Genomic DNA, 12,200 nt, shown 5'->3' on the forward strand with positions numbered 1-12,200 from the left:
GCGAAGAGGCCGCCCCTCACTCCTTCAGCGGGCTGCCCAGCTTGGCGGCGGTGCTGTCGATCCAGTCGCGGTGGAGGCCCACCAGGGTCACGCCGGTGACGCCGCCGCAGCCGCGGGTGCCGCCGGGGCCGGTGGCCCAGCCCACCACGCCGGTGAGCACCGAGCCCAGAAAGGCCGGGCCGCCGCTGTCGCCGGTGCAGGCACCCACCAGCCCCATGACCGGGGCGAGGCGCACCATGATGCCCCCGGTGGTGCCGATGGACGGCAGGTTGACCGAACGCAGCGTTCCCGCCGTGGCCTCGGCGCCGTCCGCCTCCATGCCGTAGCCGGCGATGAGGAAGTCCGTGCCCCGCGCCGGCAGGCTCGGGTCCGCCGAGAGCCGCGCCGGGCGAAAGCTGGCGGGCAGCACTTCGGAGAGTTTCATCAGCGCCAGGTCCGGCGTCGGGCGCCGGGTGTGGAACTGCTCGCGGTCGAAGCGCGGGTGGATGGCGATGCGCAGCGCCGGCACCAGCCGGGGCGTGCCCCCGCCCACCAGCGCCACCGCATAATTGCCCGCCGGCGCCAGGCAATGGGCGGCGGTGAGCACCAGGTCCGGCGCGATCAGCGTGCCGCTGCAGGAGGCGCCGCGGGTGGAAACGATCATCACCGTATGGGCCGTGGCCACCCCGCCGCCCGGCCGGCCGCCGATGATGGCCTGCGCCGGCCCGGCCTTGCCCAGCAGCGCCGCCGCACAGAGCAGGGCAATGCCGAACACGCTGCGACCTGGCGCGCAGGGTTGGCGCGCGCAGGCCTGACGCACGGAAACGGCGGTGGCGGGACCTTCGTTCGACGGAACTCGGCTCAACGGAACGCGGTGCGGCACGGAACCTCCATCGACAGCGGCAATCCCTGTTTTGAACCGCCGCGCGCGGCGCGGTCAATCCCGCCCTTCACGGGCGCTTTCCGAGCACCTCCGCGCGTGCTGGCCCCGGGCCGGCCCGGCGCGTCGTCCCATTCCTCGCCCTTCGCCCAGGAGACCCCATGACCGAACGTATCTCCGGCCCTGCCCTCGAGCCGCTGACCCTGGGGGAGGCCAAGGCCTTCCTGCGCATCGATACGGACGCGGAAGACGCGCTCATTTCCGCCCTCATCGCCGCCGCCCGCCGCGTGGTGGAGGCGGCCACCGGTCGCGCCCTGATGGCGCAGAGCTGGCGGATCGTGCGCGATGCCTGGCCGCCCAGCGGCGTGTTCGCTTTGCCGGTGGCGCCGGTGCGGGCGCTGCTGGCGGCGCGGGTGCGGGCCGCCGACGGCACTGCGCAAGACCTGGACCTGACGCTGCTGCGCCTGACCACCGCGCGCACGCCGGCTTTGGTGCATCTGGACCCGGCGCAGATGCCGCAGCCCGGCGCCCGCTGGGCCGGCATCGAGATCGAGCTGTCCGCCGGCTATGGCGAACTGGCCGCCGACGTGCCCGAAGATCTGGTCCAGGCGGTGCGGCTGGTGCTGGCGCATTTCCACGAGCACCGCGATGCCCCCGGCGACACGGTGCGCCTGCCGGCCACGGTGGCGGCGCTGCTGGCGCCGTACAAATTGGTGCGGCTGTGAGCGCCCCGGCCATCGGCGCCCTGCGCCATCGCATCGATCATCAGACCGCGGTGGAAACCCCGGACGGGCTGGGCGGCGTCACCCGCACCTTCGTCACCGTGGATCGCCTGTGGGGCAGCATCGAGACCGCCGCCGCCACTGGCACGCTGGGGGAGGAGCGCCGCTTCGGCCTCGCCACGGTGCGGGTGACGGTGCGCGCGCCCAACACCATCGCCGCCGGCGACCTTCTGCGCGCCGGTGCCCGCCGCCTGGGCGTGGAGGCGACCTCCGATCCCGACGGCCGCAGCCGGTTCACCTTGGTGCATTGTCGCGAGGAGCAGTCATGATCCTATCTGCCCGCATCTCCGGCCTGGAGGGTCTCGCCGAGCGCCTCCAGCGGCGCGTGCCCGCCGCGCCGGTGGGCGCTGCGCTGGACGCCGCGGCGGCCAGGCTGGCCCGTGTGGCCGCCACGAAACTGGGTCGCGCCCCCACCATCGAGGCCACCGCCCATGCGCGCAGGGTGGGCAGCATCGACCCGGCCGCGGTGGCGCGCGAGACCGGCACGCTCGCCACCCCGCCGGACCCCTGGCTGCTGCCGGCAGTGGCGGCGCTGAAGGCGGGTGATGGTGGCACGGCGGGCGATGGCGCGCCCGATGCCACACCGGCCGCCGGCACGGACGGAGGCACGCCATGACGGCCGCTTCCAACGCCCCGCTCGGCGCCGCCCGTGCTCTGCGCGGGGCCATCCATGCCCGGCTCGCCGCCGACACGCCGCTGCAGGCGCTGGTGGGCAACGCCATCCATGACGTGCCGCCCAAGGATGCGGCCTTTCCGTTCGTGACCCTGGGGGAAGCGGTGGTCTCCGACTGGTCCACCGCCACCGAGGGCGGCAGCGAGCAGGCGCTCACTTTGCATGTGTTCTCCCGCCAGGGCGGGCGGGCGGAGGCGCTGGCCATCGCCAGCGCGGTGCAGGAGGCGCTGCACGAGGCGCCCTTGGCGCTGGACGGCCATCGCCTCGCCAATCTGCGCGCCACCACCGCCGAGATCCGCCGCGACAGCGATGGCCGCACCTTCCATGGCCTGGTGCGGTTTCGCGCCATCACCGAGCCACTCTGAGGCTCAGACCCAACGCTCTGCGCATGTGCGCGAAAAACCCCTTTCACAGGAGAAGATCCATGGCCGCGCAGAAGGGCAAAGACCTGCTGCTGAAGATGATGGACGGGGCCACTTATGTCACGGTGGCGGGCCTGCGCTCGCGCACCCTGGCGTTCAACGCCCAGACCGTGGACGTGACCCATTCCGACAGCGTCGGCCGCTGGCGCGAATTGCTGGCGGGGGCTGGGGTGAAGCGGGCCAGCATCTCCGGCGCCGGCGTGTTCAAGGACGCCGCCTCCGATGCCTTGGTCCGCGCTGCCTTCTTCGATGGCGAGCTGCGCGACTGCCAGGTGGTGATCCCGGATTTCGGCACCGTCACCGGCCTGTTCCAGATTTCGGCGCTGGAAGTGGCGGCGGAACATGACCGCGAGATCACTTTCGACCTGACGCTGGAAAGCGCCGGGGCCTTGACCTTCGCGGCGCTGTGAGCGGGGCCATGGCCAATGCCCATCGCGGCGAGATCGCCGCCATGCTCGACGGGCGCCCGCGCACCCTCGTGCTCACCCTCGGCGCTTTGGCGGAGCTGGAAGCGGCCTTCGCCGTGGACGATCTGGTGGCGCTGGCGGAGCGGTTTTCCCGCGGCCGCCTGTCCGCCGCCGACCTGGTGCGGGTGATCGCCGCCGGCCTGCGCGGGGCAGGCGAAACCATCTCCGATGCGGAGGTGGCCGCCATGCGGGCGGAGGGCGGGGCGGCAGGCTTTGCCCGGCTGGTGTCGGCCTTGCTCACCGCCACCTTCGGCGCCGCCGAGCCGACCACCGGCGCGGGGGATTCCGCCCGCCCTCCGGTGCCGCAGGCGCGCTGAGCCCCGCTCCCCATTCCGCCCGCGCCTTTCCCTGGCGCGAGGCCATGGGGCTAGGGCTGGGACGTCTGCGGCTGCCCCCGGACGCGTTCTGGCGCATGACCCCGCGCGAACTGGCCGCCGCCGCTTATGGGCTGCGTGGCCCCGCGCCACGGGCCGGCGGCGCGCTGGATCGCGCCGGCCTGCACGCGCTGATGGGGCGGTTTCCCGATCCGGATCGCGCGGCCCGCTGAGGGCGCGCGGATGGGGCCGATAGCATGTGGCCGAGAGGATGAGCGCGTGTCGCGCCATCCCATTGGAAAGGAGCACCCATGGACACGATCGATACGGTCGCGGTGGCGATCACCGCCGACACCAGCGCCTTCACCGCCGGGGTGGCGGAGGCGGAGACCTCCGTGCGCGATCTGGGCACGCAGGTTTCGGCGGCGCTGGCCAGCGCGCAGACCCCCGCCCGCAGCTTCAGCAGCGCCTTGAGCGATGCCTTCACCAGTGTCGCGGTGAAGGGGCGCGATGTGGGCGATGTCATCGCCAGCCTCGGCCAGCGGCTGTCCAATCTGGCGCTCAATGTGGCGCTGAAGCCGCTGGAGCAGGGGCTCACCAGCACGCTCGGGCAGGTGCTCGGAGGCAGTGGGCTCAGTGCGCTGGGGAGTGCGGCCTCCGGGGCAACCGCCTTCGCCGATGGCGGGGTGGTGGAGGCGGGGCGGGTGCGGGCGTTTGCCGATGGCGGCGTGGTCTCCGCGCCGACCTATTTCCCCATGTCCAACGGCACCGGCCTGATGGGCGAGCGCGGCGCCGAGGCGATCCTGCCTTTGGCCCGCGGCGCCGATGGCGCGCTGGGGGTGCGCACCCAGAGCGCGGGGGGCAATACCACGGTGCAGGTCACTGTCTCGACCCCGGATCCGGGGGCGTTCCGCCGCTCCGATGCCTATGTGTCGGGGCTGATCGCGCGCGCGGTGGCGCGGGGGCAGCGGAGCCTGTAGCGCGGGGGCGCGGCGGATCTGAGCCGGCGATCAGCGCGCCTGCTTCCAGGGATCGATGGCCGGCTGGACGGTGGACGTGTTGCTGGCTTGCGGCGTCACTTGCGCACCCTGGTTGGGCGCATTGCCCATGCCGGTGCCGCGCCCGGCGGAAAACTGCATGGCCCCGCCCATCTGAATGCAGGTGTCCGACCCCGGCAGCCGCGTGAAGCCGGCGCCAAACTGCGGGCACGCCTCTGAGGATTTGGCGGCCGTGTCGGCCTTGGCGTCTTCCGCCCGCGCACCGGCCGCCGCACCGACCAGCAGGGCAAAACCCAGGGCCGCGTGCTGGATGGCGCGGATGATCAGGGCCGGAGTTTCAACCATGCTTACACTCCCGTGTGGCGCCTCTCGTCGCACGCCGATGGTGCTATCCTAGGGCGGGCCGGTGTCATATCCAAGGCGACTGCACGGTTGCGCCGGTGCTCGACCCTGGGGAATGTGGCGCGTCGTTGCGTCGCGGTGGCCGATGGCGGCGACCGTTCCTTGCGCATGCGGACGAAACCTTGCCGCCGGGCGAGGACCGCAAGCAACGCCGCGTTCTGGCGGCGGGCGCAATTCTGTTCGGGGCATCATGGGCGGGAGATCGTGGGTCGGGCCAGCCGTTGCGGCCGGTCGGCGATGACCGATGCACCTGCCACCGCACTTGGCTGCTGACCCTGACTGCTGCACCTGGCTGCGCCGCGTGCGCGCTTGCGCGGCCGGCGGCATCCGGCGGAACGGGCTGGGCGGGCGCGGATGAGGGGGCTCCACCCCACCGGCCCGTGACGCCATCGAACAGCCTCGTGGAGCGCCCGCCGGCAACGGCGACACGCACTGGTGGTCTGCTCAAACAGGATGCCGCGCCGAACCGGCGCCGGCTCCCGTCTGCCCTGCCGCATCCGGCCCGAAGGCGCGGGCGCGGCGGGTGGTCACTTCTTCTTTGCGGGTGCCTTGGCGGGCGCCTTGGCTTTCGCAGCGGGCGCCTTCGGGGCGGCTACGGCTTCCACCGGCGCCACCTTGGCGGCGGGCTTGGCAGCGGCCTTGGCGGCCGGAGCCTTGGCCTTGGGTGCAGCGGCCTTGGCGGGTGCCTTCGGAGCTGCAGCGGCCTTGGGCGCCGGGGTCTTGGGCGCCGGGGCAGCCTTGGGTGCCGCAGCCTTCGCGGCGGGGGCTTTGGCAGCCGCCTTCGGGGCCGCGGCCTTCACCGCCTTGGGCGCCGGAGCCTTGGCCGGCTCGGCCTTCGCGGCGGGCGCCTTGGCGACCTTCGCAGCCGCAGCCTTGGGAGCAGCAGCCTTAGGTGCAGCAGCCGCCTTTGTGGGCTTGGCGGCGGCGGGCTTGGCGGCGGCGGTCTTCGCCACAGCGGGTTTCGCGGCAGCAGCCTTCGGAGCGGCAACCTTGGGAGCAGCGGCAGCCTTCGCTGCGGCCGCCTTGGGAGCGGGAGCCTTCGCGGCTGCGGGCTTCGCAGCGGCCTTGGGCGCGGCGGTCGCGGGGGCCTTGGCTGCGGTCTTCGCAGGTGCCTTGGCGGGGGCCTTAGCCACGGCCGGCTTTGCGGCCGGCGCGGGAGCGGCTTCGGTTTTTTTCGCGGCCGGTGCCTTGGCGGCGATGGTCGTCTTCTGGGTCTTCGTGGCCATCACTTGGCTCCATCCTTTACGACGGATCCGAAGTCAAAGCGTGTGCCTCAACTATGTCAAGACTGTTTTTATTGAATTCGTGCCAGAATTGAGGGGATTAGACAGAAGATGCCGACCTTTCATGAGGTTCTGTTTCCGATCGACGTGGCCCTGGGTGCCGCGGGTGGTCCGGAACGGGTGACGGAGATCGTCACCACCGCCACCGGACGGGAGGAACGCAACACCCGGCGCGCTGATTCGCGCCGCCGCTGGGATGCCGGCTACGGGGTCAAATCCCTCGCCGCGCTGCATGCGGTCCTGGCCTTTTTCGAGGAGCGCCGGGGGCGGCTTTACGGCTTCCGCTGGCGCGATCCCCTGGACGCCGCATCCAGCCCGCCGGGCACCCCGGTCACCGCCTTCGATCAGGTGATCGGCAGCGGCGACGGCGCCCGTCTCGCCTTCTCCCTGGTGAAGACCTATGGCGCCCTCCACGCCCCCTATGTGCGGGCCATCACCAAGCCAGAGACGGGCGTGCGGGTGGCGGTGGGCGGGGTGGAACTGGTGGAGGGCCTGCATTTTTCCTGTGACCTCTCCATCGGCCTCGTCACGCTGGCGCCGGGACACACGCCGGGGCCGGGCGTACCGGTCACGGCGGGCTTTCGCTTCCACGTGCCGGTGCGCTTCGACACCGACTATCTGGAGATCAATCTCTCGCATTTCGCGGCGGGCGACATCCCGCGCATTCCCATCGTCGAGATCACCCCATGAGGAGCGTGTCATGAGGAGCCTGTCATGAGGGCCTTGCCCGAGGGCCTGGCGGCGCAGCTGCGCGGCGGTGTCACCACGCTCTGCCACGGCTGGCGGCTGACCCGCCGCGATGGCCGCGTGCTGGGCTTCACCGATCACGATCGCGACCTGGTGGTGGACGGCCTGGTGCTGCATGCGGCCAGCGGCATCGCATCGTCCGAAAGCACCCAGGCGCAAGGCCTCAGCGTCACCGGCACCGAGGTGTCCGGCGCGCTCAGCGCCGTCACGCTGGAGGAGGCGGACCTGGCCGCCGGACAGTATGACGGCGCGGCCATCGACCTGTTGCTGATCGACTGGTCCAACCCCGTCAGTCACGCGCTGCTCCGGCGCGGCACCATCGGCGAGGTGCGCCGGGAGGGGCAGGCCTTCACCGCCGAAGTGCGTGCCCTGTCCGATGCGCTGAACCAGACAAATGGCCGGGTCTTCGGCGCCCTGTGCGATGCGGACCTGGGCGATGGACGCTGCGGCGTGAACCTCGGCCTGTCGCAGTTTCGCGCCGACGGTTCGGTGGTGGCGGTGGACGCGTCGGGGCGCATGCAGGTGGCGGGCCTGTGGCACCCGGACGGCTGGTTCACCCGTGGCCGCTGCCGCTTCACCACCGGCGCCAATACCGGCTTCATCACCGAGGTGAAAGTGCACGATCTGGACGCCGGCATCGCCGCGCTCCAGCTGTGGCAGCGCCCGCCCGCGCCGGTGTTGCCGGGCGATGCCTTCGACATCACCGCCGGCTGCGACAAGACCTTCGCCACCTGCCGCGACCGCTTCTCCAACGCGCTGAATTTTCGCGGCTGTCCGCACATGCCGGGCAATGACTTCGTGCTGGCCGTCGCCGTGCCCGGCGAGGCCAGCTACGACGGCAGCACCCTGGCATGAGCGCGCCGGAACTGGATCCCGTCCGCGCCCGCGTCGTGGCCGAGGCGCGGGCCTGGATCGGCACGCCCTATCACCATCGCGCCTCCGCCAAAGGGCAGGGGGCCGATTGCCTGGGCCTGGTGCGCGGGGTGTGGCGCGCCCTCCACGGCAGCGAGCCGGAACCGCTGGGCGCCTATGCGCCGGACTGGGCGGAGGCGGCCCGCGCGGAGAGCCTCGCGGGCGCCGCGCGCCGTCATCTCCAGGCGGTGGAGATGACCCATCGGCAGCCCGGCGACGTGCTGCTGTTCCGCTTCCGCGCCCATCTGCCGGCCAAGCATTGCGCCATCCTCACCACCCCCGCGCACATGGTCCATGCCTATGACGGCGTGGCGGTGTGCGAGGGCCATCTGACGCCGTGGTGGCAGCGCCATCTGGCCTTCGTGTTCGCCTTCCCCGGCGTGACCTGATCCTCCTTTCATCCTCGGAGATTTCCCATGGCGACGCTCCTTCTCGGCGCGGCGGGCGGCGTCATCGGCGGCGCTTTGTTCGGACCCATCGGTGCCATTGCCGGCCGGGCGCTGGGGGCGCTGGGCGGGGCGATGATCGACCAGACCTTGCTGGGCGGATCGCGCTCCACCACCACCACCGGATCGCGGCTGGCGAGCCTGGATGTGATGACCTCCAATGCGGGCGCCAGCGTGCCGCGCATCTATGGCCGCGCCCGCCTCGGCGGCCAGGTGATCTGGGCGACGCAATTGGAGGAAGTGGTCTCATCCCAGACCACCCGCGCCGGCGGCAAGAGCACCAGCCAGAGCGCGCAGAAGACCACCACCATCAGCTATCTCTATTACGCCAGTTTCGCCCTGGCCCTGTGCGAGGGGCCGATCTCGCGCATCGGCCGGGTGTGGGCGGACGGCAAGCCGCTGGACCTCACCGCCGTCACCCTGCGCACCTATCTGGGCACGGCGGACCAGCCGCCCGATCCCTGGATCGAGGCCAAGCAGGGCGCGGGCAACACGCCCGCCTATCGGGGCCTGGCCTATGTGGTGTTCGAGCGTCTGCCGCTGGCCAATTTCGGCAATCGGCTGCCGCAGATCACGGTGGAGGTGGAGCGTTCCATCGGCCAGCTGGAGGCGCAGATCCGCGCCGTCACCCTGATCCCCGGCGCCACCGAATTCGGCTATCAGCCGCGCCTGGTGCAGCGGGTGGTGGGGGCGGGGGCCTATGCGCCGGAGAACCGCCACGCCGCCAGCGCCGCCACGGATCTTGCCGCTTCCCTCGACCAGCTCCAGGCGCAATGCCCGAACGTGCGGCGGGTGTCGCTGGTGGTCACCTGGTTCGGCAGCGATCTGCGCGCCGGCGCCTGCCGGGTGGAGCCCAAGGTGGAGCGCACCGACAAGGCGACCTCCGGTGCGGACTGGTTCGTCGCCGGCCTGTCGCGCAGCGATGTGGCCACCGTCTCCTGGGTGGGTGGATCGGCGGCCTATGGCGGCACCCCCTCCGACGAGAGCGTGATCGGCGCCATCCAGGCGCTCCAGGCGCGCGGGTTCCAGGTGACGCTGAACCCCTTCATCATGATGGATATTCCCCCCGGCAACGGCTTGTCCGATCCCTGGACCCTGGGGCCGGACCAGGCGCCCTATCCCTGGCGCGGGCGCATCACCTGCGACCCCGCGCCGGGGCGCATCGGCTCGCCCGACGGCACCGCGTGGGCGCAGGCGCAGGTCGATGCGCTGTTCGGCCAGGCCCAGGCGAGCCACTTCGTGGCGGTCGGAAATTTCATCCTCTATCTCGGGCCGCCGGAATGGAGCCTGCGGCGCATGATCCTCCATTACGCCACCCTGGCGCGCATGGTGGGCGGCGTTGAGACCATGCTCATCGGCTCGGAGATGGCCGCGCTGACCCGCGTGCGCGGACCGGGCGGCAGCTTCCCCGCCGCCGACCACCTGCAGGCCCTGGCGGCCGACGTGAAGGCGGTGGTGGGGCCGTCCGGCGCCAAGGTCTCCTATGGCGCCAATTGGGATGAATATGGCGCCCAGACCTTCGCCGACGGCACCGTGGCCTTTCCGCTGGATGGGCTGTGGGGCTCGCCCGCCGTGGACTTCGTGGGCGTGGATTATTACGCCCCGCTGGCCGACTGGCGCGACGGCAGCGGCCATCTGGATGCGGCGCTCGCCCCCGGCATCTATGACCGCGCCTATCTCAAGGGCCGGCTGCGCGGCGGCGAGGCCTATGACTGGTATTATGCCGATGACGGCGCCCGCGCCGCGCAGATCCGCACCCCCATCACCGACGGCGCCTATGGCGAAGCCTGGGTGTTCCGGCAGAAGGATTTGTGGAACTGGTGGCGCAATGGGCACCATCCCCGTCCCGGCGGCGTGCGCGAGGGTGCCAGCACCGCATGGGTGCCGCGGAGCAAGCCCATCCGCCTCATGGAGACCGGCTGCGGAGCGGTGAACAAGGGGCCGAACCGGCCCAGCACCTTTCCCGATGCCAAGTCTTCGGAGGGGGGCTTCCCGCCGTTCTCCGACGCCAGCCGCGACGACTTTGCCCAGCGCCGCATGCTGGAAGCGGTGAGCGCCGCCTTCGATCCGGTGTTCGGTGCCAGCGAGGAGGACAACCCGTCCGCCGATCTGCCCGGCGGGCACATGGTGGATCCCGGCGGCATCTATGTGTGGACCTGGGATGCGCGGCCGTTTCCGCAATTTCCCCTCGCCACCGCAGTGTGGAGCGATGGCGCCAATTGGGAGACCGGCCACTGGCTCACCGGGCGCATGGGCACCGCGCCCCTCCACGCTCTGGTGGCCGCCATCTGCGCCGATCACGGCATCGCCGACATCAGGACCGATGCCCTGGAAGGCATCGTGGACGGCTATGTGGTGGACCAGCCCATGTCCGCCCGCGCCGCCATCGAGCCCTTGGCCCGCGCCTTCGCCTTCAATGCCACCGAGCAGGACGGGCGCATCGTGTTTCGCCCGCGCGGCGGCACGCCGGTGGCGGTGCTGAGCGAGGCGGATCTGGTGGCGCGGGAGGATGCCGCGCCACTGGTCCTCACCCGCACCCAGGAGAGCGAACTGCCGCTCGAGGTGCAATTGAGCTTCGGCGATGGCGGCGCGGACTATCGCCACGGCACCGTGTCCTCGCGGCGGCTCGCGGGCAACAGCCGGCATGTGGCCCGCGCCGAAGTGGCGGTGATGGCCAATGACGCCATGATGGTGCGCGCCGCCGACATCTGGCTCCAGGATCTGTGGGCCGGGCGCGAGGGGGCGGAGTTCGCAGTTCCGCCGTCGCAAACGGCGCTGCTGCCGGGGGATGTGATCGAGCTGACCTGCGACGGCCGCACCCGACGGCTGGAGATCACCCAGATCAGCGACAGCGGTGCGCGGGCGGTCACCGCCCGCTCCATCGATGCCACGGTGTTTCAGGCGGCGCTGCGGCCGGCACAGGGGGGCGTTGCGGTGGTGCCGGCGGCATTCGGCCCACCCCTGGTGCTGCCCCTGGATCTGCCGGCGCTGGATGGCAGCGACCCGCCGGTGCTGCAATATCTCGCCGCCGCCGCCGCCCCCTGGCCGAGCACGCTCTCGGTGTGGCGCTCCGCCGACGGCGCCAGCTTCACGGCGGTGGGGGCCGTCAGCGCCCCCGCCACCCTCGGGGTGACGCTGGACGATCTCACCCCCGGCCCGCTCTGGCGCTTCGACCGCTGGACCGCGCTGCGGGTGAGGCTCAATTCCGGCGTGCTGGTGGGCCGCAGCGAGGCCGAGGTGCTGGACCAGGCCAATGCTCTGGCGCTGGTGGCTCCGGGGCGCCCGCTGGAGATCATCCAGTTTGCGGAGGCCGACTTGCTGGAGACCTCGGTCTATCGCCTGTCCGGCCTGTTGCGCGGACAGGCCGGCACCGAGGCCGCCGGGGCGGTTGCCTGGCCCGCCGGCACGCAAGTGGTGCTGCTGGATCAGGCGCTGGTGCCGCTGGCCACCAGCCTGTCGGACCTGGGGCGGCCCTATCTGTATCGGGTGGGTCGCGGCGATCGTGACCAGGGCGACGCCATGATCGCCGAATTTTCGGCGACCGCCGGCGGCGCCGCGCTGGCGCCCCTGGCGCCGGTGCATCTGGCCGCGGTGCGCACCGGCGCCGGCATCACCCTGTCCTGGATCCGGCGCAGCCGGGTGGATGGGGATGGGTGGGCGCCGGTGGAGATCCCCCTCGGCGAGGCGAGCGAGCGCTATCGGGTGGAGATCCTATCCGGGGCCGAGGTGGTGCGCGCCGTGGAGGTCACCGAGAGCACGCTGGTCTATCCCGCCGCCAGCGAACTGGCGGATTTCGGCGCGATGCAGGGCATCCTCGCGGTGCGCATCGCGCAACTGTCGGCGGTGCTGGGGCCGCGCACCGCCGCCACCGCGATCTTGACGCTCTGAGCCCTTT

General features: G+C 71.9%; 15 protein-coding genes. 12 read left to right on the forward strand and 3 right to left on the reverse strand.

What is annotated here, in order from left to right; translation table 11 throughout:
• Positions 1-16: 16 nt before the first annotated feature.
• Entirely contained in the window at positions 17-754 is a 738-nt protein-coding gene (locus AAG816_RS12495) for a trypsin-like serine protease (RefSeq protein WP_341989963.1), read from the reverse strand.
• Between the two features lie 266 nt (positions 755-1,020).
• On the opposite strand from AAG816_RS12495, the gene AAG816_RS12500 reads away from it, so the two are divergent.
• From AAG816_RS12500 to AAG816_RS12535, 8 genes are all read left to right on the forward strand, one after another.
• Positions 1,021-1,584, forward strand: coding sequence for a head-tail connector protein (locus tag AAG816_RS12500; RefSeq protein ID WP_341989964.1), 564 nt, complete (start codon positions 1,021-1,023; stop codon positions 1,582-1,584).
• Positions 1,581-1,910, forward strand: coding sequence for a head-tail adaptor protein (locus AAG816_RS12505; RefSeq protein ID WP_341989965.1), 330 nt, complete (start codon positions 1,581-1,583; stop codon positions 1,908-1,910). Before AAG816_RS12500 ends, AAG816_RS12505 begins: the two co-directional genes overlap by 4 nt.
• On the forward strand, positions 1,907-2,257 hold the full coding sequence (locus AAG816_RS12510; protein ID WP_341989966.1) for a hypothetical protein: 351 nt from the start codon (positions 1,907-1,909) through the stop codon (positions 2,255-2,257). Before AAG816_RS12505 ends, AAG816_RS12510 begins: the two co-directional genes overlap by 4 nt.
• Complete coding sequence (locus tag AAG816_RS12515; RefSeq protein WP_341989967.1) at positions 2,254-2,679, forward strand: DUF3168 domain-containing protein; 426 nt, start codon at positions 2,254-2,256, stop codon at positions 2,677-2,679. The genes AAG816_RS12510 and AAG816_RS12515 overlap by 4 nt, the downstream gene beginning before the upstream one ends.
• Before the next feature lie 59 nt (positions 2,680-2,738).
• A complete protein-coding gene (locus AAG816_RS12520) occupies positions 2,739-3,146 on the forward strand; it encodes a phage major tail protein, TP901-1 family (protein ID WP_341989968.1) in 408 nt (135 codons plus the stop codon).
• Between the two features lie 8 nt (positions 3,147-3,154).
• On the forward strand, positions 3,155-3,520 hold the full coding sequence (locus AAG816_RS12525) for a gene transfer agent family protein (protein WP_341989969.1): 366 nt from the start codon (positions 3,155-3,157) through the stop codon (positions 3,518-3,520).
• Positions 3,517-3,750, forward strand: a complete 234-nt coding sequence (locus tag AAG816_RS12530) for a rcc01693 family protein (RefSeq protein ID WP_341990041.1) — start codon at positions 3,517-3,519, stop codon at positions 3,748-3,750. Before AAG816_RS12525 ends, AAG816_RS12530 begins: the two co-directional genes overlap by 4 nt.
• A gap of 78 nt (positions 3,751-3,828) precedes the next feature.
• On the forward strand, positions 3,829-4,497 hold the full coding sequence (locus tag AAG816_RS12535) for a phage tail tape measure protein (protein ID WP_341989970.1): 669 nt from the start codon (positions 3,829-3,831) through the stop codon (positions 4,495-4,497).
• 30 nt (positions 4,498-4,527) lie between these two features.
• Here the strand turns inward: AAG816_RS12535 and AAG816_RS12540 are convergent, their stop codons facing one another.
• Entirely contained in the window at positions 4,528-4,860 is a 333-nt protein-coding gene (locus AAG816_RS12540) for a porin (protein WP_341989971.1), read from the reverse strand.
• 584 nt (positions 4,861-5,444) lie between these two features.
• Positions 5,445-6,143, reverse strand: a complete 699-nt coding sequence (locus tag AAG816_RS12545; protein WP_341989972.1) for a hypothetical protein — start codon at positions 6,141-6,143, stop codon at positions 5,445-5,447.
• 108 nt (positions 6,144-6,251) lie between these two features.
• Here AAG816_RS12545 and AAG816_RS12550 point away from each other — a divergent pair, with 108 nt between their 5' ends.
• Genes AAG816_RS12550 through AAG816_RS12565 form a run of 4 tightly spaced genes read left to right on the forward strand, consistent with a single transcriptional unit; the run spans position 6,252 to position 12,193 of the window.
• Positions 6,252-6,890 (forward strand): DUF2460 domain-containing protein, encoded by a 639-nt coding sequence (locus AAG816_RS12550; protein ID WP_341989973.1) that lies wholly within the window; start codon positions 6,252-6,254, stop codon positions 6,888-6,890.
• A 24-nt stretch (positions 6,891-6,914) separates the two neighbouring features.
• Positions 6,915-7,802 (forward strand): DUF2163 domain-containing protein, encoded by an 888-nt coding sequence (locus AAG816_RS12555; RefSeq protein WP_341989974.1) that lies wholly within the window; start codon positions 6,915-6,917, stop codon positions 7,800-7,802.
• Positions 7,799-8,248, forward strand: a complete 450-nt coding sequence (locus AAG816_RS12560) for an NlpC/P60 family protein (RefSeq protein WP_341989975.1) — start codon at positions 7,799-7,801, stop codon at positions 8,246-8,248. Before AAG816_RS12555 ends, AAG816_RS12560 begins: the two co-directional genes overlap by 4 nt.
• Before the next feature lie 27 nt (positions 8,249-8,275).
• Positions 8,276-12,193, forward strand: a complete 3,918-nt coding sequence (locus AAG816_RS12565; RefSeq protein WP_341989976.1) for a glycoside hydrolase/phage tail family protein — start codon at positions 8,276-8,278, stop codon at positions 12,191-12,193.
• Positions 12,194-12,200: the final 7 nt, after the last annotated feature.

Source organism: Azorhizobium sp. AG788 (assembly GCF_943371865.1).
Classification (GTDB): domain Bacteria; phylum Pseudomonadota; class Alphaproteobacteria; order Rhizobiales; family Xanthobacteraceae; genus Azorhizobium.

Coding starts and splice junctions, on each gene's coding strand:
- AAG816_RS12510 (WP_341989966.1), top strand. CDS start 1,907: ATGATCCTATCTGCCCGCATCTCCGGCCTGGAGGGTCTCGCCGAGCGC.
- AAG816_RS12565 (WP_341989976.1), top strand. CDS start 8,276: ATGGCGACGCTCCTTCTCGGCGCGGCGGGCGGCGTCATCGGCGGCGCT.
- AAG816_RS12525 (WP_341989969.1), top strand. CDS start 3,155: ATGGCCAATGCCCATCGCGGCGAGATCGCCGCCATGCTCGACGGGCGC.
- AAG816_RS12545 (WP_341989972.1), bottom strand. CDS start 6,143: ATGGCCACGAAGACCCAGAAGACGACCATCGCCGCCAAGGCACCGGCC.
- AAG816_RS12535 (WP_341989970.1), top strand. CDS start 3,829: ATGGACACGATCGATACGGTCGCGGTGGCGATCACCGCCGACACCAGC.
- AAG816_RS12540 (WP_341989971.1), bottom strand. CDS start 4,860: ATGGTTGAAACTCCGGCCCTGATCATCCGCGCCATCCAGCACGCGGCC.
- AAG816_RS12560 (WP_341989975.1), top strand. CDS start 7,799: ATGAGCGCGCCGGAACTGGATCCCGTCCGCGCCCGCGTCGTGGCCGAG.
- AAG816_RS12555 (WP_341989974.1), top strand. CDS start 6,915: ATGAGGGCCTTGCCCGAGGGCCTGGCGGCGCAGCTGCGCGGCGGTGTC.
- AAG816_RS12500 (WP_341989964.1), top strand. CDS start 1,021: ATGACCGAACGTATCTCCGGCCCTGCCCTCGAGCCGCTGACCCTGGGG.
- AAG816_RS12550 (WP_341989973.1), top strand. CDS start 6,252: ATGCCGACCTTTCATGAGGTTCTGTTTCCGATCGACGTGGCCCTGGGT.
- AAG816_RS12515 (WP_341989967.1), top strand. CDS start 2,254: ATGACGGCCGCTTCCAACGCCCCGCTCGGCGCCGCCCGTGCTCTGCGC.
- AAG816_RS12520 (WP_341989968.1), top strand. CDS start 2,739: ATGGCCGCGCAGAAGGGCAAAGACCTGCTGCTGAAGATGATGGACGGG.